This is a genomic window from Bdellovibrio bacteriovorus (assembly GCF_041888015.1).
Taxonomy (GTDB): Bacteria; Bdellovibrionota; Bdellovibrionia; order Bdellovibrionales; family Bdellovibrionaceae; genus Bdellovibrio.
Genome location: NZ_CP168968.1, coordinates 1,938,865 through 1,959,201, shown reverse-complemented (window position 1 = coordinate 1,959,201; position 20,337 = coordinate 1,938,865). Strand labels below are relative to the sequence as shown.

Here is a 20,337-nt window from a genome sequence, read left to right as displayed (position 1 = left end):
GCTGCACAGCCGACGGCGAAACCGGAATCCGAGCCGATGCGGCCACGATCCGCAGGGCGGCGCTCGGCCCGCTGTCGGGAATCAGCGAAGCATGGCTGCTGACAACGCCGCTGCGTGGCCCCGCGATGCCGAAATCCCACTCACAGACGTCCGATCCGTGCCCAAAACGGGGCTTGCGCGACCGCCGCCTACCCAGCAGACTGCCCGAAAAGGGCGTTTGAACTTCCTATACGCGGAGCAGGGGTTCGTGAACCTCACGACGGCGCGGGTCGCGGAGCGCGCCGGCGTGAGCATCGGTTCGCTCTACCAGTATTTCCCCAACAAGCAGGGGCTCGCGGCCGCCGTCGTCGATCACTACAGCGACGAGGTCCTCGCGCGCTTCACCGCGATGGTCCGGGCGCGGCCAGGGAAGACGCTGGTGGATACCGTGGATGCGATGATCGGGTTCGCGCTCGTTTCCCATCCGCATGAGCCGGAAATGCATCGCGCGTTGAACGATCTCGCACCGCGCATCGGCCGCGAGGAAAAGACGCGCGCCATCAGCCGGGGGATGGCGAAGGTGATCGAGACGGAACTGGAGCGACATCGGCAGGAAATCTCGCCCGATCTCGACCTTGCGGATGCGGCCGCCATGATCGAGACGGTGCTGGAAACGGTCGCGCACCGGGCGATCCAGCGGCATCCCGTCAGGGTCGGCGCCGATGGGCTGATCGGCCAGTGCCGCAGGCTGATCATCGGCTATCTGAGAAGTCCATCACCAAGCTAATATGATGCTAGACTAGGGGAAGATGCTGAGCTTACGTCAGAAGCCTTATTGCACGCAATTGCCGTCGCTACTCTCCCGAGGCAGGCATTGCTGTTCGCTTGGCATTTTCACCTGGTTGCACGCTCTTGCTTTCGCGAAATAAAGTATGTGGCCAGCGTGTTGGTTCCGGTCATCGGCTCCCTCCATCAAGCGAGACCGTGAGTCATGCCTCAACCCAAATTAGTAGGTCTTGATCCTAATTTGTTGTACATGAACGCAGCCGCTCGAAACCGGCGATGAGGCTGTCGAGTCCAAAGTTGAACGCAGCATCCATGCTGTCTGTTTCCAACTCGTGAAACAGACCGTGTAGGAAGGACGATGGTGCTTGCTCGGATACATCTGACCTGTCCGAAATTCTCTCATCGGCATCAGATGCCTGCTGTTCGAGAACGGAACCGACTACATAGTTGCTGACCGCCAAAAGCGTCCAAACGGCATGCTTCGGACTAAAGCCCGCCGTGCAGAGAAAGCGTATTTGTGCCTCGGCGGTGCCAAAATTCGGTTCTGTCGGTCGAGTTCCCGCATGGATACGCGCGCCGTCGCGATAAGAGAGCAACGCCATTCTGAAACTCAGGGCGTTTTCTTTCAGGTACACCCGCCAGTCCTCGTTTTCCTTGGGTAGGGACCGAGTGTGGCGTTCCGTCAGCATCGCCTCGGCCAGTGCGTCAAGCAGCGCACGCTTGTTTTGGAAATGCCAGTAAAGCGCTGGCTGCTGAACCTTGAGGCGTTCAGCGAGCTTTCGCGTCGTCAGGTTGTCCATGCCAACCTCGTTCAGCAGTTCCAGCGCCGTCGCGATCACGGTGCCCTTGTCCAGTTTGGTCATTCATGCTCCTTCGTCAACGCTTGACAATTTATCACCGATAAGTACTATGTCCATATACTTATCGATGATAAAGTCGCTCGCGCTTGAGCGGCACTGGAGTTTCAGGTGCACAGCTCTGCCATCATTGCCCTGCTGATCGTGGGTCTCGACGCCATGGGTCTCGGCCTCATCATGCCGGTCCTTCCAGCGCTTCTGCGCGAGCTTGTGCCGACGGAGCAGGTCGCTGGTCACTATGGTGCCTTGCTGTCGCTCTATGCGTTGGTGCAGGTCGTCTTCGCGCCCCTGCTTGGACAACTTTCGGATGCTTACGGTCGGCGTCCGGTGCTTCTGGCTTCTCTCGCGGGAGCCGCAGTCGATTACACGATCATGGCATCTGCGCCGGTCCTGTGGGTGCTTTATATCGGCCGACTCGTCTCCGGCGTCACGGGAGCAACCGGAGCCGTAGCTGCTTCAACCATTGCCGATTCGACGGGGGAAGGTTCGCGCGCACGGTGGTTCGGCTACATGGGGGCCTGCTATGGTACGGGCATGATTGCCGGGCCAGCTCTTGGTGGTATGCTCGGCGGTATTTCTGCTCATGCTCCGTTTGTCGCCGCTGCCCTTCTCAACGGGATCGCGTTCCTGCTTGCCTGCATTTTCCTCAGGGAGACTCGTCGCGGTCATGGCAAGACCGGAAAGTCGGTTCACATCGAACCATTGGTTCTGTTCCGGCTGGACGATGCGTTGCGTGGGCTAACTGCGCTTTTCGCAGTTTTCTTCATTATTCAACTGATTGGCCAAGTGCCGGCGGCCCTATGGGTCATATATGGTGAGGATCGTTTTCAGTGGAACACCACGACCGTCGGCTTGTCGCTCGCGGCGTTTGGAGCAACACATGCGATTTTTCAAGCGTTTGTTACCGGCCCTCTTTCAAGCCGACTTGGAGAACGGCGCACGCTGCTGTTTGGCATGGCCGCGGATGCGACTGGCTTCATTCTTCTGGCTTTTGTCACGCAGGGATGGATGGTGTTTCCGGTTCTGTTGCTGCTTGCCGCCGGGGGTGTCGGCATGCCGGCCTTGCAGGCAATGCTTTCGAATAATGTCAGCAACAACAAGCAGGGAGCCTTGCAGGGAACGCTTACGAGCCTCACCAATTTAAGCGCCATCGCGGGACCGCTTGGCTTTACGGCACTCTATTCTGCCACCGCCGGAGCATGGAACGGTTGGGTTTGGATTGTCGGTGCGTTTCTTTATGTAATGTGCTTGCCAATGCTCCGCAGGCCTTTCGCCACTTCGTCGTGATTGAGATCGTAGCGGATAGGCATGGGCAGGCTGAAGAAAAAGAGCAGGTTAAATCCGCCAAGCCATCAACTTAGTTTGGGGCGCATTCCACTTGCATCGTTGATCCAGACGCTTGCCGTCGCCGAACATCTCAGCTTCTACCGCGCCGCTCAGGCGCTCGGCACCAGCCAGTCCAACGTCAGCGCGAGGATCAAGGCGCTGGAGCAAGACCTCGGCATCCTTCTGTTCGAGCGCAATACCAGAGGCGTCCGCCTTACCGAGGCCGGGCGCCTCTTTGTCGAGCGGGTCGCCGCCGGCGTCGATCAACTCGACCATGCGGTGAAGACTGCTGGTATGGCGGCGTCGGGAGAGTGCGGCCGACTGCGCGTCGGTATCCATGCTCTGATGCCGCGCAGCTTTCTTGCCGAACTGATCGCGCAATTCCGCGATGGCAGGCGGGTGCGTGGCATCGCGACGGCGCTGGGATCGGGATGCACGCTGCGGCGCATCGGTGTGTTCGGAAGGTTCGATCTGGATCGGCACAACCATCCGATGGAAATGTGCGGTAGCTTGGGCAGTACCTTGGCGATCAATCTTCTGTCGCCCTCGTTCGATCTGGAGAGCATCCAGTGTCCGTCGCACCGCGAGCTTGTGCAGATATGCGGCCTCCCCCTTGAGGGCGTCGGGCCAAAACTCGGGATCCTCGGCCGACAAGGTGCAACAGCCGACGATGCCGTCGCTGCAACTCGCGACTAGGAGCTCGGATCTCAGGACGAAGGTCTCCGCGAATGTCCGGTCGATCCGCGCGACGTCCCAGGCGGGCGTTCCCTTGGCGGACATCCACGCCGCAGCGTCGTGCATCAGCCGCACAACCTCGTCGATATCACCCGAGCAGGCGACCCGAACGTTCGGAGGCTCCTCGCTGTCCATTCGCTCCCCTGGCGCGGTATGAACCGCCGCCTCATAGTGCAGTTTGATCCTGACGAGCCCAGCATGTCTGCGCCCACCTTCGCGGAACCTGACCAGGGTCCGCTAGCGGGCGGCCGGAAGGTGAATGCTAGGCATGATCTAACCCTCGGTCTCTGGCGTCGCGACTGCGAAATTTCGCGAGGGTTTCCGAGAAGGTGATTGCGCTTCGCAGATCTCCAGGCGCGTGGGTGCGGACGTAGTCAGCGCCATTGCCGATCGCGTGAAGTTCCGCCGCAAGGCTCGCTGGACCCAGATCCTTTACAGGAAGGCCAACGGTGGCGCCCAAGAAGGATTTCCGCGACACCGAGACCAATAGCGGAAGCCCCAACGCCGACTTCAGCTTTTGAAGGTTCGACAGCACGTGCAGCGATGTTTCCGGTGCGGGGCTCAAGAAAAATCCCATCCCCGGATCGAGGATGAGCCGGTCGGCAGCGACCCCGCTCCGTCGCAAGGCGGAAACCCGCGCCTCGAAGAACCGCACAATCTCGTCGAGCGCGTCTTCGGGTCGAAGGTGACCGGTGCGGGTGGCGATGCCATCCCGCTGCGCTGAGTGCATAACCACCAGCCTGCAGTCCGCCTCAGCAATATCGGGATAGAGCGCAGGGTCAGGAAATCCTTGGATATCGTTCAGGTAGCCCACGCCGCGCTTGAGCGCATAGCGCTGGGTTTCCGGTTGGAAGCTGTCGATTGAAACACGGTGCATCTGATCGGACAGGGCGTCTAAGAGCGGCGCAATACGTCTGATCTCATCGGCCGGCGATACAGGCCTCGCGTCCGGATGGCTGGCGGCCGGTCCGACATCCACGACGTCTGATCCGACTCGCAGCATTTCGATCGCCGCGGTGACAGCGCCGGCGGGGTCTAGCCGCCGGCTCTCATCGAAGAAGGAGTCCTCGGTGAGATTCAGAATGCCGAACACCGTCACCATGGCGTCGGCCTCCGCAGCGTCGTCCAACGGACCGGCGACAAAACTCGGCTGGAGCATGGGCTTGGTCATGATGCGGTCCTTCGAGTCGAAAAGCCCGGCAACCGATAATGGCTTCCGGGCAACCTTATATGAAGAAATGTCGCATGAACGGCCGACTATGGCAAACATAAACGCCAATTTGGTAGCAAAAAGCCCGCGCGAGAGTAGCGTCGCAACTGTTTGAGATTCATGATGAAAGGCGTCGCGTTAATGAAGACTCACCGTGGCGCAGCGGCAACGCATCCAACACCCAGCGACGAACAGGCGACCGCCGTCAGGGCGTCAGGTAACGGATCACTGGATCGGCATAGGCGAACGGTGATCGGCCATAGCGCCGGTCCGCAAACGCCCAGGACTTCCAGACCCGGGCGTCGGCGCAGTGGCCCACAAACAGCCACGGCCACCCGCGCATCGCCCGGGCGGTGAGGCCTGATAGTCGATGTCGATCAGCGGCCGAAGCGGTCTCGATCTGCTTGGCGGCGTAGGGCGCGGGATCACCGCCCCAACTGCGCGCGACCTCGTCGCGCAGACCCTGCGACCGCTCGCCGCCGCTGAGCACGGTCATCACCTGACGAACCAGGCCGAAATAGGCCAGCGGGTGAATGGCCTCCAAGTCGGTCCGCGGGACGACGTCGGGCGCGAGCATTTCGCTGAGCCGAAACTCGAACTGTAGCGCCTGGCTCTCGGCCGCCATCACCGGGTGGTTGCGCCGATCGGCGGTGCAGATGTGGCACCAGGGATCGGCGCCCCGATGAGGGACCGCGGGCGCGCCGCAGTCATGGCAGCTGTCGGCCAGCACCAAGCCGTGGCGAGGACAGGTGCTGGCGATCGCCAGGCGCCAGCGACGCCGATAGTAGGGCTCGGCGTCCTCGGTCAGGCAGAGGGGGCACCACTGCTGGCCCGGCCGCCGGCGGGTGCGGTGATGAATGCCCACGGGCAGCAGCCACTGGGTCGCCCCCGTGACCCGGACCTCTTCGAACAACGTGCCGACCCAGGGCCGGAAGGTCGTCAACTCCGCGACCTGCGCATCGACCCCGGTATGCGCGACCAGCCCCTCCATGAGCCGAGGCGGCGCCAGCCCGTCGATGTCGCGATTCCAGATCTGCAGCCCGGGCCAGACGGCGTGACAAAAGCTATGCAGCTTGGCGGAGTTGCCGAGCGCGATCCGCCGCAGCCAACTAGAGAGCAGTTCGTCGGCCTGCGGGCGGGGACGCCAAGGCCACAGACGCAGGTCCGACATCTCAGAGCGGCGGCAGCGAGGCGGCTCTGAGGAGGACGTCCTCCCGCTGCCGCCGAACCGATGGCCTCACATGGTTCAGCGAGCGCAGCAGCGGAAGATCAATGCGCTCTTTCTCTGAGCGGATGGCTAAATAAGACCGTCCCGTAAATTTCAGCCGAATCCGACAAAAAGGCGTGAAGATTTCCTTTAAATAGAGAGACCGAAGGTCATCCTTTTCCTAAAAAAGGGGGGGGCCATGGTTCCAAGATGTAAAATCGAGGGCTAATTCAGGCTATACTTTCGGTAAGTTCTAAAACTAGATCGGCTTGGAAAGAACAAAGTTTTATCCCCTTAATGAAATTTAAGCTAAGGGGATAAAAAACTTATTTAGCATTTACGAAATCGTGAGCAACTTGATCAACAGAAAGTTCCATCGCTTTAGCTTTTGTATAATTACTAAACAGTCTGTTGAACTTCTTCCATTAGATGACGGTCTAAGAGTTCAGGAAGCTGCAGAAGCTTGTCTGGTTAAAGTTATTAAGTTTACTAAAGCTGGTTAAATCCTTCCTAAATATTTACATAAGGGCCTACTTGTTAGGCCCTTTTTATTTCATTAAAGACTTCATCTTTAATTCCGATAGGACTTAAGTACTGTTCAATCGGAGTCATCGTATGCATGTCCTGCTTATCCTGTTTTGTTTCAATATTTTTGCCCAAGACTTTACGGTTACTACTTTTGATAAGGATCTGGATGCATCAGTTCTTGATAAAAAAATACAAGTTCGGCATATTGATAAGTTGAAGGAGGATAGGAAGTATCTTTCTCCCAGTGAACGCGACAAAATCCTAGAGGGTGTGATTAAGAACAAAATCTCTAGATTTTAGTCTACATCGTGCTCATTTAAACAAATAATTGATTAATAAAATTCAGCCGTTGATTTTCTTCGGCTGATTTTCGCTACCTACTTGGCAATGTCATCGCCTTTGGCCACTTCGAGGCTTTCGATTCCATTATCAATTGCATCTGAGCCTTGCGAACTTGGATCAAGATTTTTGGTAGATTGCCACTAGTAACAGCGGCAAAGGCTAATACAACTGCAATTTTAATTAAGCTGTTCACTTAGTTCTCCTGTTTGTCGTTGTGTCTTTTGATGATATAGCCGACCGTTGGTTGGCTCCATTTTAAGGCGTGTCTTGGTTTTAATTTTTGTTCATTCAGTTTACGAGCAATTTCACAATGGCTTTTGCCTTGTTCAGCCCACTTCAAAATAAGTTTCAGTGTTGATTGTTCTTTTGGGTCTTTGTGAAGAAGTCCATCGACCAAACAGAAGCCATAAGGAGCGGTTTTAATACTTCTTGTTTTGTGCTTTTTATTATTACGGAGTTGGTTGTTGGAGTGGCTTCTCAATTCCACATTAGACGCAGTGAGATGGCTGTTTACGGTCGTTTTCCCGATACCTAGCTGTCTGGCAATCGCGCTTGTCGAGTAGCCTTTTTCATATAATTCGGCTGTTTTTTGTGAAACTACTTGTTTTACAAGGAGAGAAATGTCAATAATATCGTGAGGTTGGGCTTGGTGGTTTATTGGTCCATGAGCGCAACCAATAAAGGCTCGATGGTAAACCATCGGGCCTTTTCCATTTTTATCCCTGTGTAATTTTTTTTATTTCAAGCTTGCTCAAGACTGTCATTTCACTCTAAGGCTTAAAGCCACATTCGCAAGGAGGAAATATACATGATCATGAGTGCCGCCCAATTTGTTCGAAAAGGACTGGAGCCCCAGCATTTAATTTCCTCTTTAAGTCTGTTGGTCTTTTTGATGTCCAGCTTCTTTGCAGAAGGAAATTTGTGGGTATCCATCACGGCAGCCATTTTTTTGGGGGTTGCGGTCATGTCCTCAGTTCACCATGCGGAAGTTATTGCCCACAAAATCGGTGAGGGACTGGGAACTTTGGTTTTGGCATTGTGTGTGACCATTATCGAGGTAGGCTTGATTGTTTCGTTGATGAATCAATCCACAGGAGGCTCGGAAGCCTCTGTGTTGGCTCGCGATACGGTGTTTGCAGCTGTGATGATTATCACCAATGGAATGGTGTCCTTGTGTCTGATATTGGGTGGACTGAAGTACAAAGAGCAGGAGTTCCAGGTTCAGGGCTCAAAAAGCTTGATGGTCGTGTTGATGACCCTGGCCCTTTTGGTGTTTGTGCTTCCCAACTATACGACAACAACTTCTGTAGGAACGTATAATACTCCACAAATGATATTCATCGGCGCGATTTGTGTGCTGTTGTATCTTCTATTTATTTTCTTTCAGACAACAACTCATAAGGCCTACTTTGAGGCGGTCGACAAGGCCAGTGATATTGCCCCGATCGAGGCTACTCATGAGATCTCTATCGCAGATGCCTGGCTGAGTTTCATCTCTTTAAGTGTGAGTCTGGTGGCGGTGATTGGTCTGGCAAAGATGATTTCCCCTCTGATTGAGCAAGGTGTGGATTATCTCGGGGCACCGAAGTCAGTGGTGGGGCTTTTGATCGCGGGTATTGTTCTTCTTCCGGAAACTTGGGCGGCCATCAATGCGGCTCGCGCAAATAGACTGCAAACCAGCCTGAATCTGGCGTTGGGGTCCGGGATTGCCAGTATTGCGCTGACGATTCCAACTGTGATTGTCTTCTGTTTGCTGACCAATCAATCTCTGATGTTGGGTCTTAGCAATAAGGATATGGTCTTTATGATCATGACCTTTATGGCGGGAATGATCACTTTGGGAACGGGAAAAGCCACTTTGTTGCAAGGGGCGGTTCATGGGGTGATCCTGCTGACGTATTTTGTGATGTCGTTTATCCCATAAGTAAGAATCCAGATTTTGACAGAGGCTGTTGATATGGTGCGCCAGCAGCCTTCGGCGTCCTATTTTCCCTTAAGGGGGCAGGCTGCGATTGCATCGTTCTTTGATTTTCGATAAATTAAAGTCTTTAGGGGTTAAAATGCAGCCAGGATCAAAACCAGAAAATAAATTCTCTCCTCCAACAGACGTTAAATCCGTTCTTAACATGTTCAAGAAGCCGAAGAAGGTTGTGGTGACGGCGGGCATGCCGTATGCGAATGGCCCGTTGCATCTGGGACATCTTGCCGGGGCCCACGTACCAGCAGACATTTATGCGCGCTGGATGCGCATGTTGATCGGTGCGGAGAATGTTCTGTTTGTGAATGGCAATGACGATCACGGCTCAACCAGTGAAGTGGCGGCGGTGCAAGCGGGGAAAACCATCCGCGAGTTCATCGACACCATTCATGAAAAACAAAAAGAAACTTTGAAGAAATATTCTGTTCAGACAGATGTTTTCACGGGCACATCTCGCCCGGAAACGTATCCTTTGCATGAACAGTATTCTCAGGACTTCCTGCGCCGCTTGTTTGAAAACGGAATGCTGGAAAAACGCATCACCAAGCAGTGGTATGATTCAAAGATGAATCGCTTCCTGCAAGACCGTTTTGTGCGCGGCACGTGCCCGAATTGCGGCAATACCGAAGCTTATTCCGATGAATGTGATGCTTGCGGTACTCAGTTTGATCCAAGCACTTTGCAAGATCCACGCAGCCAGCTCAGTGATGCCAAGCCTGAACTTAAGGATACAGCTCACTGGTGGTTGGATATGTGGAAAGTGGCTGATCCGTTGAAAGCTTGGATCGACACGAAACAAAAAGCTTGGCGTTCTGCCGTTGTTCAGGAAGTGAGCAACACAGTTCTGATCGGTTGTCGTTTCGAAAATCAGTTTGAAGCCACGTATAAAGAAATCAAAGAGACTTTGCCAAAACATAAATCCCGTTATGTCGCAGGGAAAAAAGTCGAATGTCTGTTTGGTTCCAAGGCGGATCTGGCGCAAGCGCAGGCCACTTTGGAAGCGGCGGGGATTCCGTCTGCGATGACTGACAGGTGGGGTTATCGTCCGATCACCCGTGACGTTTCCTGGGGGATTCCAGTTCCGGCAGAGCTGGATCCGGAAATGAAGGGGAAGACCTTGTATGTTTGGCCAGACTCCCTGATTGCGCCTATCGTGTTCACGCAAGTGGCCTTGGCGCAGTCCGGTCGCAAGCCTGAACAATACAAAGACTTCTGGTGTGATCCGGAAGCCACCGTGGTGCAGTTCCTGGGGCAGGACAACGTCTTCTTCTATGTGATCATGCAGGGTTCGATGTGGTTGGGTCATAAACAAAATCCTCAGCAGCTTCCTCAAAAAGGGGATCTGCAAATGACGGAAATCCTTAGCTGTTATCACTTGATGGTGAACGGCGAAAAGATGAGCAAATCCAAGGGGAATTTCTATACCGGGGATCAGTTGATCGAGATGGGTTATTCTCCGGATCAGGTTCGCTACTTCTTGGCACTTTTAAGTTTGCCGGTGAAGGCGTCGAATTTTGATTTTGAACACTTTGCAGAACGCAACAAATTCCTGGCCGGACCTATGAATGCGGCATTTGAAAAGCCAATTTCTGCCTGCAATTCTAAGTTTGGCGGCAAAGTACCTGAAGGTAAATTGATCGGTAAAGCGGAAGCTGAAACTGTGAAACTTGTGCAGATGTATCTGCGCTCTATGCAAAAAGGCGACTATGCAATTTTGCTGGGTCAGATTGAAAACTACGCGCGACAAATCAACTCGCTATTCACGCAATACAAACCGCACGATGACCGTGCGCCAGAAGCAGAAAGAAAAGATGCTCTTTTCACCTGTTTCTATGTATTGAAGAATCTGATGATTATGCTGGCGCCATTTGTTCCGGAAACAGTGAACGAGCTTCGTAAATCTTTGAATCTGCCAGAAAGTGTGTTGCGCGCTGAGGAACTGGGCACAGGCATTCCTGCTGGCCACGCAATCGGAGCCAAGGGTGTTTATTTCCCCGCAGTCAAAGACGACGGCAACATTGAGGCTGAATAACCTTTAGAATGTTTTGTGTAAGAATAAAAAAAGCCCGGTACGCAACCGGGCTTTTTTGCTTTTGGGAATCTCTATTTTACTCCGGGCGATTTCTTGTATCCGCCCAAAGAGCCTTTTTTCTTAAGCAGCTTTTCATAGAAAGCGACTTGCTTGTCGATGCTTTTTTGCATTTCCGGCGATTCCACCTTACGGCAGGTATTGAGGGATTCAATGGTGCCTGCCGGATCATATTTATTTTGATATTCGGCGGTCACACTGTTCATTTGGCGCACCAGTTCTCTCTTAAGAACTTTCAGGGAACCTTCATCGAGCTGAGCTTTAGGAGTTTCGCTGGCGGATTTTTGCTGGGAGGTCACATCCTGAAAGGACACATTCCCGACATCTCCATTTTTTTGGAACTGAATCAGGCGATAGAAGGGCTTTTGTTTTTCTGTGAGTTGCACGATCAGCGACTTGTCGGCGTACTTGTTGGGTAAAACTCCAGCGGACGTATCTGTATAGAAATAGAGTTTTTGCTTGGTGACCAACATAAACGGGGTGGCCGATTCCAAGCTCAGCTTCGTCGAGCGAATATCGGCCTTTCCATCCAGAGCCTCGTGGCACGCAATCAGATTTTTTAATTCTTGAGAGGCCAAAGCGGGGAAACTTAAACATACTAAACTGACAACGACAAAGACGGATTTTCTCATATGCTTATAGGTTAAGCATTTCTCGTCCGGAAGTCTTTGGAAATAAAAAAAGCGGGACTAAGGCGTCCCGCTTTCAGGCTTAGATCCCAATCTTGGGCTAGTTAACGCCCAAAACTTTGCAAGTGTTGGGTTCTACTTTAACCCAAGTTTCTGTCAGGCGTTGAGATTCAAGATCCTTGATCTCGACACGATAGTAGGCGGAGCCATCTTGCACAACAGAGCCCGCAACATTCAGGGAAATCAAAGACTCATCACCGTGAATGTACAGGTGGTGATCATAAGCTGCTTTCGCCGCTTCAGATTGGCAAGTCAATGCATAGGACAGGGATTGAGCGGAGAATACAAGAGCAAATACCGCAAAAGCTTTTTTCATACGAGGTCCTTTCTAGGGATTCTTTTTCTCAGAGACGGTTTCAGCTTCGCCTCTGGGGTTCATAGAAATATATTTGGTGCGGGTCACACGGATCTGGGGAAGCTCGGAAAGATCTTTTCCTTCCGCGGCCATCTTTTCGATCTCAAATGGGACCATTTGTTTTTTACCTTTGCGCGCCGGATGTTTTTCAAGCTGATAGGCGCAGTTCTTCGAGCAGGTGTCCTTGGCGTATTCAACCTTGATGCAGTCTTCGCAGATCAGCTCGTGAGCATCACAGCGTTTGCACTCAACTTTGATGGTAGAAGGCTGGCCGCAATGAGGGCACAGGCCAAACTTTGTGGTGGGTTTCAGATCCTGATCCACGGCCACTCGATGGTCGAAGACGAAGCATTCGCCTTCGAACTGGTCGTTCGGATACTCTTTCATATAGTTCAGGATGCCGCCATCCAGTTGGAAGACATTGTCGTAGCCCTTGTCTTGCAGCTCCAGAATGCCTTTTTCACAGCGGATGCCGCCAGTGCAGAAGATCAGCATCTTTTTGTCTTTAGGAATGCCTTGCGCCTCGATGTACTGAGGGAACTCCGTGAATTTTTCGATGTTCGGATTCAAAGCGCCTTTAAAGGTGCCGATTTTGTATTCATACCAATTGCGCGTGTCGATCATGACATAGTCAGATTCTTCCTTCATCACGCGGTTCCACTCGGTCGGGGATAGATGGTGATTCACACCTTCTGGTGGCATCACGCCAGGAATACCTGTAGTGACGATCTCGCTGCGAACTTTAACTTTGAAACGACGGAACGGAGATTTGCTGGATTCGGAGTCTTTGAAGAACTGATCCGGAGAATTGAAAAACTCACGAATAAAGCTCTTCCAAGCCTCGAAAGATTCCACGGAAGAGGCCGCGCAAGTCGAGTTAAAACCCTCTTCGCCCAGGATGATTAGACCCTTCACATTCAATTCTTCAGCTTTGTCTTCAAGAGCTTTTTGGATGGCTGGCAGATCTGCCAGTTTTGTAAATCTATAGTAAGCCGTAACATAATAGTTCGACGCATCAATCATGGTGTCACCTTCCATTATCCGCCACCAATTTCTTGGTAGTTGTCTTGGCTCCAAACCAAGGGGAGTTAAAAAGTATTGGGGGCTGTTATAGGGGCTTTTTTCTCTTGAGGCAAGAGTCCTGACCCAGTTAGCCTTAAATACGAGGGGTAATTTGTATGAAATTCTTGGTTTTTTCCTTAGTGGCAATCTCTTTGACGGCTTTTTCGGCACAGGCCGAAGAGACGATGCCAGTTCCGCGTTTAGAGGGCCTGTATAACTATCAGGATGATTTCATCGTGACCTTGATTCGTCGAGTGGAGGACGTTCCTGATACGGCAGCCGAAGGCAAGGCAAGAGTAAAGCAGCTTCGCAAAGAGGGGCATTCCTGTGGTCGTAAAAATCCTCAGGTTGCTCGTTGTATCAAGTCCGAAAAACCCAATGCTCCTTTGGAAGAGCTGCGCACCCCTTTGGCCAACCTGATGCGAACCGTGGATGTGGAGTTTTATCCGGGCGAAGAGCCTCCGGTGCTAAGTCACAACGGTTCCAGCACACAGGAGTGGCTTTTGAAAGACACAGTTCGCTTGATGAAGAAAAAAGTGAACTTGTATTTTGTCGTGCGTAGCTATGAGGGCCGTATTTCTTTGAGCTTCCCGGTGTCAGAGGGGCAGCCCATTGGGAATTTGTTCTATCACGGTGCTGATAAATTAGGCCTTCAGGTGACGGCCAGTCGCAAAGAGTCGCCGTCAGTCACGGTCGGCTATGTGATGGAAGCTTATTTGAAACCAGGATTGTAATTGCGGCGCAGCATTCGCTTGTAAGACCGGGGTTTTCCCCGTAAAAAGATCTTTTCACTAAGGAAGATCCAAATGCTCGCAACTCCGCAGATTCAAAAAGAAATTCAACGTCGTCGCACGTTCGCTATTATCTCGCACCCGGATGCCGGAAAGACGACCTTGACCGAAAAGCTGCTTTACCACGGTGGAGTGATTCACGAAACCGGGGAAGTTAAGGGTAAGCAGGGCTCCAAAGCGGTGACGTCCGACTGGATGGCGATGGAGCGTGAAAAGGGATCTCCATCACATCTTCTGTGATGACTTTCGACTTCGATGGCTTGCGTGTGAACCTTCTCGATACTCCGGGGCATAAAGACTTCTCTGAAGATACTTACCGCGTTTTGATGGCGGTGGATTCTGCGTGCATGCTGATCGACGTTGCCAAGGGTGTGGAGGAGCGTACGAAGAAACTTTACGAAGTCTGCCGTCTGCGCAAAATTCCTATTTTCACATTCGTCAACAAACTCGATCGTGAAGGTAAAGATCCTCTGACATTGATCGACGAGGTCGAAAAAACTTTGAATATGCAGTGTTACCCTGTGACCTGGCCTTTGGGTATCGGCCAGCGCTTCCGCGGTATTTACAATCGTCTGACCAAGGAAATCTGGGTCTACGATCAACGCCGTGAAGAAGTGGAAGATTATAAAATCATTCCGTTTGAACTAGGTAAAGACGATCAGATTCTTTACGACTATCTGGATAAGGAATCTGCTGATCAGGTTCTGGAAGAGCTGAATTTGATCGAAGGTGCTCTTCCGCCATTTGATGTGAATGAATTCCTGAATGGCACAATTTCGCCGGTGACGTTTGGTTCTGCCAAACAAAACTTCGGGGTGGATACCTTCCTTCAGTTCTTCACCAAGTACGCTCCGGGGCCGCAACCTCGTCACACGAAAGACGATAAAGACATGGATCCTTGTGATGCGAACTTCACAGGCTTTGTATTTAAAATCCAAGCCAACATGGATAAGCGTCACCGCGATCGTATTGCGTTCATTCGTATTTGTTCCGGCAAATTTGAACGCGGCATGAAAGTAAAACATTCCCGTCATGACAAAGAACTGCGTTTGTCCTATGCCAGCCAATTTATTGCGGCGGACAAAGAAACCGTGGATGACGCGTATGCGGGTGACATCGTCGGAGTTGGCGATACCGGCAACTTTGCAATTGGTGACTGCGTGTATGCCTCTGGCAAAGTGCATTTTGAAGATATTCCGAAGTTTGCCCCTGAATTGTTCGGCAAGCTTTCTGTTCGTGATGCTTTGAAACGTCAGAAAATGAACGAAGCCTTGAATCACTTGTCGGAAGAGGGGGCGATTCAGTTGTTCATTGATCCCTTGATTGGTCCACAGGACCCGATTATTGGCGCGGTCGGTGAACTTCAGTTTGAAGTGTTGTTGCGTCGTTTACTGGATGAATACAATTTGGAAGTGAAGCTAAGTCGTTTGCCATATGGCGTGGCCCGCTGGCCGCGCACCGAGGATGGCAAAGCTGTTTCTGATCTTAAGGGCGGGGCAAATATGTACCGCGACCTGCAGGACAATCCGGTTGTGCTTGTGAATCAGGAATGGGACTTGAACTGGCTGAAGCGCGAAAATCCAACAGTGGAGTTCTGCACAAGCATCAGTCGCGCCCGCTAGCGGACAGTGCTGTAGCGACGGGAGTCGGGCGACAGCCACAGTGCTGTAGCGACGGAAGTCGGGCGGCAGCCACAGTGCTGTAGCGACGGAAGTCGCGGAAGCTGGAGTAACAACTATGATTTTACCATTAGAAATTTCCAATCTGCGCAAAGCCTATAAAGGCGGTACGGTCGAAGCGGTGAAGGGGGTTTCCTTCACCGTAAACCCGGGCGAGATCTTCGGCCTTCTGGGGCCGAATGGCGCCGGCAAGACCACGATCATTTCAACCATTACCACTCTGGAAAAACCCACATCTGGTTCCGTGCAGGTTTTCGGCGTGGATGTTCAGAAGGACCCTCTGTTTACGAAACGTCAGATCGGGGTGGTTCATCAAGAAGTCATCACTTCAGGCTTTTTTGATGTAGAAGAAATTCTGACTTTCCATTCCGGCTACTACGGACTTCGCAACAACAAAGAGCGCATTCATTTCCTTTTGGAAAAGCTATCGCTGTTTGAGCATCGGCACAAAAAAGTAAAACAGCTTTCCGGCGGGATGAAGCGCCGTCTGATGATCGCCAAGGCTCTGGTTCATAACCCAAAGCTGCTTTTATTGGACGAGCCCACTGCGGGTGTGGATATTCGCCTGCGCGAAGATCTGTGGCGCTTTGTGGAAGAGCTTCGCAATGACGGAATGTCGATTCTTCTGACCACTCACTATCTTGAAGAAGCTCAAGAGCTTTGTGACCGCGTTGGAATTATCAATCTGGGCAGTCTGGTGGAGCTGGGTAATACCAAAGCCATCATTCGCCAGTACACACTTAAAAAGATCCGCGTGATTCTTACGGAAAGACATCCACTCCAGTCCGAGTACCTGCATGAGGTTGTTGGTAAGGAGTATCTGTTCATCGTTCCCCAGAATAAGACCTTAGGGGAATTCCTGAATGAGGTCGCGATTCCCACGGCTTTGATTCAGGATATTCATATCGAAGAGGGTAATCTGGAAGAGGCCTTCCTCAAGCTTGTCAGTAAGAAAGATGTCCAGGTGCCGCTATGACCGGATTTATTACGATTTTTCAGCGTGAGATCGCGCGTTTTTTGAAGGTCATCGTGCAAACGGTGATCACTCCGTTTATCTCCTCGTTCCTGTATCTGTTGATCTTTGGGGTTTCTTTGGGCGAGCAAATGCAGGCCCATCAGGGGGTTAGCTATTTAAGCTTTCTGATTCCGGGCTTGATGATGATGGGGTTGATTAACAATGCCTTTCAGAACTCTTCATCGTCGGTGGTGTCTTCAAAGTTTTCTGGAGATCTGGAGGATCTGCGTGTAGCGCCGATAACGGACCAGGAAATTATTTGGGCGATGAGTCTGGCGTCCTTGGTACGTGGAACGATTGTGGCGTTGATCACCTATACGGTGGGCGCGCTCTTTATGTACTATCAGCAAGGTGAGTGGCTGATGATCGCGCATCCGCTGACGACTTTGTTCTTCGTCGTAATGGCCGGTTTGATCTTCGGTATGATCGGTATCAGTATTGCCTTCTGGGCCACAACCTTTGATCAACTCTCGGCCTTTTCCGCATTCATTTTGTTGCCGTTGACCTATTTGGGTGGGGTGTTTTTATCTATCGAACACCTGCATCCTTTCTGGCAGGCGGTGTCCAAAGCCAATCCTTTGTTGTATCTGATCAATGGTCTTCGCTATGGCATTTTGGGTGTTAGCGATGTGAATGTCTGGACCGCCGCGATCATTTCTATGATCGGTTTCGGGGTATTCTTCGCCGTTGCCAAATTCAGCCTGAAAAAAGGCTCCTTCCAGCGCTGGTAAAAATAACGGCCCTGTTGTTCTTATCAGGGCTTTCGCCTTTTATTTTACAAACAGGCTCCATAAAAAGCCGATAGCCCATAGAATCTGCAAGGCATAGGAAGCTCCCGCCGAGTATCTGTTCTTGGGGCCGTCTTGGGGACGCAGATAAGAGTCCGCAAAGGCCAAAAGAACTAAAATAAAGGCGTAATCTTTCGCTGGAGCCGGAGCAAGCGCGTTGATGGCAATGGCAATAACGAAAACTTGATTGGGCAACTCAGTATTTTTTTGCAGAAAGGCTTTCATTGCAAAGTCTCCTTTACAGATGAGATGGCGAATTTTTTTTGCGTGGCCAGCTCTAGGTTTGGTGTTTGCGAAACCTTAAAGCAAAATACGGGGCCTGCTCGGGCGATGTCAGATGCAGTACAATTGATCTTGGAAGGCTTTTTCTCAGAACAAAGAAAAGGTCATTCTGCGGTCTTGGAAAATGGACCGACAGTGATGGAATTCGGGTGCCGGCGGAAGATGCCGCCGGTTTCTGGATTGTGTACGGGAAATTAGAAAGAAGCCGGCGCTGGATTCGCGGAAGTTTGCGTTCCGTCGTTTACCACGCTGAAGTTCAGGGATTCAAATTGCTTGTAACGTCTTCTTTCGTCTTCAAGACGTTGAGCTTCGATTTTTTCCAGAATTGTATTTTCAGTTTGGACTTCCATTTGTTTGCGAGCGTCTCTCAAGCCTTCCATTGTGGTAGGGTGAGATGTTCTTAATCCTGTCTGCGCAGATGCAACAGTCGCAGCCCCTAGTACAGAAACAAGTACAAATTTTTTCATAAAAGTGCCCCTTTGTGAGTCCTCATACCGGGAAAGTGTTGAGAAAGAATGGCTTGACGCGCCGCCGGAGTATATTATTCTCAGTCCCTGCCTCTTTGTCATTCCGATGGGGATGGGGTAAAGAAGATCCTTCAGGAGTTTCACATGTTTGAGAATTTATCAGATAAAATCATGACAAGCCTTAAGAAGGTCCGCGGTCAGCACAAGATCAGCGAGGCCAATATTGAGGAAGTGATCAAGGAAATCCGTCTGAGCCTTCTTGAAGCTGACGTGAACTTCAAGGTCGTAAAAACCTTCATCGACAAAGTAAAAGAAAAAGCTCTGGGGCAAGAAGTTCTGACCAACGTCAATCCGGGTCAGATGTTCGTTAAAATTGTTCATGAAGAGCTGGTCAATGTCCTGGGTGGCGGTGCGGTTGATATCAACGTGCGTGAAAACCCAAGCGTGATCTTCCTGGTGGGCTTGCAGGGGGCGGGTAAAACCACATCTGCTGCGAAATTGTCTTTGTATATCCGCCAGAAGTTGAACAAAAAGCCAGGTCTGGTTCCTGCTGATATTTATCGTCCAGCGGCGATTGATCAGTTGCAGACTTTGGGTAAGCAAAACAATATCCCAACTTTCCCAACCCAAGTAGGCATGAAGCCGGAAGAGATTCTGGAAAAAGCCAAACAATGGGCCCGCGACAATATGGTCGAAGTGGTCATTGTCGATACGGCAGGCCGCCTGCAAATTGACGAAGACCTGATGGGTGAGTTGGGTCGTTTGAAGGAAATCTGGACGCCGCAGGAAATCCTTCTGGTGGCGGACGCGATGCTAGGTCAGCAGTCCGTGAACGTCGCAGAGGGCTTCCACAAGCGTTTAAACCTGACGGGCCTGGTGTTGACCAAGGTGGACGGGGATGCGCGTGGCGGGGCGGCCTTGTCCATTCGCGAAGTGACAGGGATTCCTATTAAGTTCCTGGGTGTGGGTGAAAAAGTCTCCGCCTTGGAAGTCTTCCATCCGGATCGTCTTGCGGGACGTATTTTGGACATGGGGGATGTGCTTTCTTTGGTCGAGAAAGCGCAGGAAGTGATCGATGAAAAAGCGGCTCGGGATTCGGCGAAAAAGCTGATGAAGAACGAGTTCACGCTGGAAGACTTCCTGACTCAGATCCAGCAGCTCAAAAAGATGGGCGGCTTTGAAAGTATTTTGAAATTTTTACCGGGCATGGGGGAGATGAGCAAACAGCTTAAAAACATGACCCCTCCGGATGCAGAAATGAAGAAAATTGAAGCGATCATTCGCTCGATGACTATCCAGGAACGGCAAAACCATAAGATTTTAAATGCGTCGCGTCGCATGAGGATCGCTCAAGGGAGCGGAACTCAGGTTCAAGACGTGAACAAGCTAATAAAGCAGTTTGAGGACGCTAAAAAGATGATGGGTGGGCTTATGAAAATGGGTATGGGTCGAGGCGGAATGAAGTTTCCATTTTAGGGCTTGATATTTAACCATGAACCAAGTACACACTTGGTCTTACTGTTTTTGATACATGAGGTTTAGAAATGGCAGTTGTAATTCGTTTGGCTCGTATGGGCGCTAAGCATGACCCTAAATACCGCATCACTGTGGCGGATTCTCGTCGTTATGTTACTGGTAAATTCCTTGATATTCTTGGAACTTACATCCCAACTCCAAAAGGTAACGATAAAAAAGTTGAGCTTGATCTAGCTAAAGTTGAAGAGTGGATCAAAAAAGGTGCTCAGCCTACAGATCGCGTAAAACACGTGATCAAATTGGCTCAAGCTAAATAAGTTGTTGGCTTCCTACTTGGTTTTGTTAAACTACCAGGTAGGTACTATCTGTTGGGGGTAAATATGGATAGCTTGAAAGACCTCGTTGAATTCATGGCGAAGTCCCTAGTGGATAAACCTGAGAATGTCGAAGTTGATGAAATCCCTGGGCAGCAAACCACACTTCTTGCTTTGAAGGTTGATAAAGAAGACCTTGGTAAAGTGATCGGTAAGCAAGGTAAAACTGCTGCGGCAATGAGAACTATCATCCGCGCAGCTGGTACAAAGTTGAACAAACGTTATCATTTGGATATCGTTGAATAATTTAGTTCGATAAAATTTAGAGATAATTCTCATGGAAGGGGTTGCCAGCTAGGTAACCCCTTCTTTTTTCTGGAGA

At 51.3% G+C, this 20,337-nt stretch carries 19 protein-coding genes and 3 pseudogenes; 12 read left to right on the top strand and 10 right to left on the bottom strand.

Annotated features, from left to right (window positions below; genetic code table 11):
- Positions 1-217 precede the first annotated feature (217 nt).
- Complete coding sequence (locus ACES2G_RS09495) at positions 218-766, top strand: TetR/AcrR family transcriptional regulator (RefSeq protein ID WP_374000022.1); 549 nt, start codon at positions 218-220, stop codon at positions 764-766.
- A 235-nt stretch (positions 767-1,001) separates the two neighbouring features.
- On the opposite strand, the gene tetR is transcribed toward ACES2G_RS09495, so the two are convergent.
- Entirely contained in the window at positions 1,002-1,628 is a 627-nt protein-coding gene (gene tetR, locus ACES2G_RS09490) for a tetracycline resistance transcriptional repressor TetR (protein ID WP_043619023.1), read from the bottom strand.
- 105 nt (positions 1,629-1,733) lie between these two features.
- On the opposite strand from tetR, the gene tet(G) reads away from it, so the two are divergent.
- Positions 1,734-2,909 carry a tetracycline efflux MFS transporter Tet(G) gene (tet(G), locus tag ACES2G_RS09485; protein WP_043619026.1) on the top strand — a complete coding sequence of 392 codons (1,176 nt, stop codon included), beginning with the start codon at positions 1,734-1,736 and terminating at the stop codon, positions 2,907-2,909.
- Positions 2,910-2,930: 21 nt separating this feature from the next.
- Positions 2,931-3,335: pseudogene (locus ACES2G_RS09480) on the top strand (LysR family transcriptional regulator); the annotation flags it as partial.
- Positions 3,336-3,518: 183 nt separating this feature from the next.
- On the opposite strand, the pseudogene ACES2G_RS09475 reads toward ACES2G_RS09480, so the two are convergent.
- From ACES2G_RS09475 to ACES2G_RS09460, 4 genes and pseudogenes are all read right to left on the bottom strand, one after another.
- Positions 3,519-3,818: pseudogene (locus ACES2G_RS09475) on the bottom strand (GNAT family N-acetyltransferase); the annotation flags it as partial.
- A gap of 127 nt (positions 3,819-3,945) precedes the next feature.
- The gene (gene sul1, locus ACES2G_RS09470; RefSeq protein WP_000259031.1) at positions 3,946-4,785 is read right to left on the bottom strand and encodes a sulfonamide-resistant dihydropteroate synthase Sul1; all 840 of its coding nucleotides are present in this window, start codon (positions 4,783-4,785) and stop codon (positions 3,946-3,948) included.
- A 313-nt stretch (positions 4,786-5,098) separates the two neighbouring features.
- Positions 5,099-6,064 (bottom strand): TniQ family protein, encoded by a 966-nt coding sequence (locus ACES2G_RS09465; RefSeq protein WP_374000021.1) that lies wholly within the window; start codon positions 6,062-6,064, stop codon positions 5,099-5,101.
- A 1,099-nt stretch (positions 6,065-7,163) separates the two neighbouring features.
- Positions 7,164-7,670 (bottom strand): recombinase family protein, encoded by a 507-nt coding sequence (locus tag ACES2G_RS09460; protein WP_374000020.1) that lies wholly within the window; start codon positions 7,668-7,670, stop codon positions 7,164-7,166.
- Positions 7,671-7,778: 108 nt separating this feature from the next.
- Here ACES2G_RS09460 and ACES2G_RS09455 point away from each other — a divergent pair, with 108 nt between their 5' ends.
- Entirely contained in the window at positions 7,779-8,894 is a 1,116-nt protein-coding gene (locus ACES2G_RS09455; RefSeq protein WP_374000019.1) for a calcium:proton antiporter, read from the top strand.
- A gap of 136 nt (positions 8,895-9,030) precedes the next feature.
- Positions 9,031-10,980 carry a methionine--tRNA ligase gene (locus ACES2G_RS09450; protein WP_374000018.1) on the top strand — a complete coding sequence of 650 codons (1,950 nt, stop codon included), beginning with the start codon at positions 9,031-9,033 and terminating at the stop codon, positions 10,978-10,980.
- 71 nt (positions 10,981-11,051) lie between these two features.
- On the opposite strand, the gene ACES2G_RS09445 is transcribed toward ACES2G_RS09450, so the two are convergent.
- The 3 genes from ACES2G_RS09445 to ACES2G_RS09435 all read right to left on the bottom strand — a co-directional run bounded on the left by ACES2G_RS09445 (position 11,052) and on the right by ACES2G_RS09435 (position 13,104).
- Positions 11,052-11,669 carry a hypothetical protein gene (locus tag ACES2G_RS09445; protein ID WP_374000017.1) on the bottom strand — a complete coding sequence of 206 codons (618 nt, stop codon included), beginning with the start codon at positions 11,667-11,669 and terminating at the stop codon, positions 11,052-11,054.
- A 97-nt stretch (positions 11,670-11,766) separates the two neighbouring features.
- Positions 11,767-12,042, bottom strand: a complete 276-nt coding sequence (locus ACES2G_RS09440) for a hypothetical protein (protein WP_374000016.1) — start codon at positions 12,040-12,042, stop codon at positions 11,767-11,769.
- A 12-nt stretch (positions 12,043-12,054) separates the two neighbouring features.
- Positions 12,055-13,104, bottom strand: a complete 1,050-nt coding sequence (locus ACES2G_RS09435) for a rhodanese-related sulfurtransferase (RefSeq protein ID WP_374001892.1) — start codon at positions 13,102-13,104, stop codon at positions 12,055-12,057.
- 155 nt (positions 13,105-13,259) lie between these two features.
- Between ACES2G_RS09435 and ACES2G_RS09430 the strand changes: the two genes are divergently transcribed.
- The 4 genes and pseudogenes from ACES2G_RS09430 to ACES2G_RS09415 all read left to right on the top strand — a co-directional run bounded on the left by ACES2G_RS09430 (position 13,260) and on the right by ACES2G_RS09415 (position 17,359).
- A complete protein-coding gene (locus tag ACES2G_RS09430; RefSeq protein WP_374000015.1) occupies positions 13,260-13,877 on the top strand; it encodes a hypothetical protein in 618 nt (205 codons plus the stop codon).
- A 72-nt stretch (positions 13,878-13,949) separates the two neighbouring features.
- A pseudogene (locus ACES2G_RS09425) lies at positions 13,950-15,556 on the top strand (peptide chain release factor 3).
- A gap of 115 nt (positions 15,557-15,671) precedes the next feature.
- Complete coding sequence (locus ACES2G_RS09420; RefSeq protein ID WP_347359227.1) at positions 15,672-16,589, top strand: ABC transporter ATP-binding protein; 918 nt, start codon at positions 15,672-15,674, stop codon at positions 16,587-16,589.
- The gene (locus ACES2G_RS09415) at positions 16,586-17,359 is read left to right on the top strand and encodes an ABC transporter permease (protein ID WP_347359228.1); all 774 of its coding nucleotides are present in this window, start codon (positions 16,586-16,588) and stop codon (positions 17,357-17,359) included. Before ACES2G_RS09420 ends, ACES2G_RS09415 begins: the two co-directional genes overlap by 4 nt.
- 39 nt (positions 17,360-17,398) lie before the next feature.
- On the opposite strand, the gene ACES2G_RS09410 is transcribed toward ACES2G_RS09415, so the two are convergent.
- A complete protein-coding gene (locus tag ACES2G_RS09410; protein WP_347359229.1) occupies positions 17,399-17,641 on the bottom strand; it encodes a hypothetical protein in 243 nt (80 codons plus the stop codon).
- Positions 17,642-17,892: 251 nt separating this feature from the next.
- Entirely contained in the window at positions 17,893-18,165 is a 273-nt protein-coding gene (locus tag ACES2G_RS09405) for a hypothetical protein (protein ID WP_374000014.1), read from the bottom strand.
- A 144-nt stretch (positions 18,166-18,309) separates the two neighbouring features.
- On the opposite strand from ACES2G_RS09405, the gene ffh reads away from it, so the two are divergent.
- From ffh to ACES2G_RS09390, 3 genes are all read left to right on the top strand, one after another.
- Entirely contained in the window at positions 18,310-19,641 is a 1,332-nt protein-coding gene (gene ffh / locus ACES2G_RS09400) for a signal recognition particle protein (protein ID WP_347356242.1), read from the top strand.
- Between the two features lie 68 nt (positions 19,642-19,709).
- Positions 19,710-19,958, top strand: a complete 249-nt coding sequence (gene rpsP, locus ACES2G_RS09395; RefSeq protein WP_041875524.1) for a 30S ribosomal protein S16 — start codon at positions 19,710-19,712, stop codon at positions 19,956-19,958.
- 63 nt (positions 19,959-20,021) lie between these two features.
- Complete coding sequence (locus ACES2G_RS09390) at positions 20,022-20,261, top strand: KH domain-containing protein (RefSeq protein ID WP_038446499.1); 240 nt, start codon at positions 20,022-20,024, stop codon at positions 20,259-20,261.
- The last annotated feature ends 76 nt before the right edge of the window (positions 20,262-20,337 follow it).

Excerpts from the sequence above, each read along its gene's own strand:
- tetR (WP_043619023.1), bottom strand. The coding sequence starts at position 1,628 with ATGACCAAACTGGACAAGGGCACCGTGATCGCGACGGCGCTGGAACTG.
- sul1 (WP_000259031.1), bottom strand. The coding sequence starts at position 4,785 with ATGGTGACGGTGTTCGGCATTCTGAATCTCACCGAGGACTCCTTCTTC.
- ACES2G_RS09465 (WP_374000021.1), bottom strand. The coding sequence starts at position 6,064 with ATGTCGGACCTGCGTCTGTGGCCTTGGCGTCCCCGCCCGCAGGCCGAC.
- ACES2G_RS09460 (WP_374000020.1), bottom strand. The coding sequence starts at position 7,670 with ATGGTTTACCATCGAGCCTTTATTGGTTGCGCTCATGGACCAATAAAC.
- ACES2G_RS09455 (WP_374000019.1), top strand. The coding sequence starts at position 7,779 with ATGATCATGAGTGCCGCCCAATTTGTTCGAAAAGGACTGGAGCCCCAG.
- ACES2G_RS09450 (WP_374000018.1), top strand. The coding sequence starts at position 9,031 with ATGCAGCCAGGATCAAAACCAGAAAATAAATTCTCTCCTCCAACAGAC.
- ACES2G_RS09445 (WP_374000017.1), bottom strand. The coding sequence starts at position 11,669 with ATGAGAAAATCCGTCTTTGTCGTTGTCAGTTTAGTATGTTTAAGTTTC.
- ACES2G_RS09440 (WP_374000016.1), bottom strand. The coding sequence starts at position 12,042 with ATGAAAAAAGCTTTTGCGGTATTTGCTCTTGTATTCTCCGCTCAATCC.
- ACES2G_RS09435 (WP_374001892.1), bottom strand. The coding sequence starts at position 13,104 with ATGATTGATGCGTCGAACTATTATGTTACGGCTTACTATAGATTTACA.
- ACES2G_RS09430 (WP_374000015.1), top strand. The coding sequence starts at position 13,260 with ATGAAATTCTTGGTTTTTTCCTTAGTGGCAATCTCTTTGACGGCTTTT.
- ACES2G_RS09420 (WP_347359227.1), top strand. The coding sequence starts at position 15,672 with ATGATTTTACCATTAGAAATTTCCAATCTGCGCAAAGCCTATAAAGGC.
- ACES2G_RS09415 (WP_347359228.1), top strand. The coding sequence starts at position 16,586 with ATGACCGGATTTATTACGATTTTTCAGCGTGAGATCGCGCGTTTTTTG.
- ACES2G_RS09410 (WP_347359229.1), bottom strand. The coding sequence starts at position 17,641 with ATGAAAGCCTTTCTGCAAAAAAATACTGAGTTGCCCAATCAAGTTTTC.
- ACES2G_RS09405 (WP_374000014.1), bottom strand. The coding sequence starts at position 18,165 with ATGAAAAAATTTGTACTTGTTTCTGTACTAGGGGCTGCGACTGTTGCA.
- ffh (WP_347356242.1), top strand. The coding sequence starts at position 18,310 with ATGTTTGAGAATTTATCAGATAAAATCATGACAAGCCTTAAGAAGGTC.
- rpsP (WP_041875524.1), top strand. The coding sequence starts at position 19,710 with ATGGCAGTTGTAATTCGTTTGGCTCGTATGGGCGCTAAGCATGACCCT.
- ACES2G_RS09390 (WP_038446499.1), top strand. The coding sequence starts at position 20,022 with ATGGATAGCTTGAAAGACCTCGTTGAATTCATGGCGAAGTCCCTAGTG.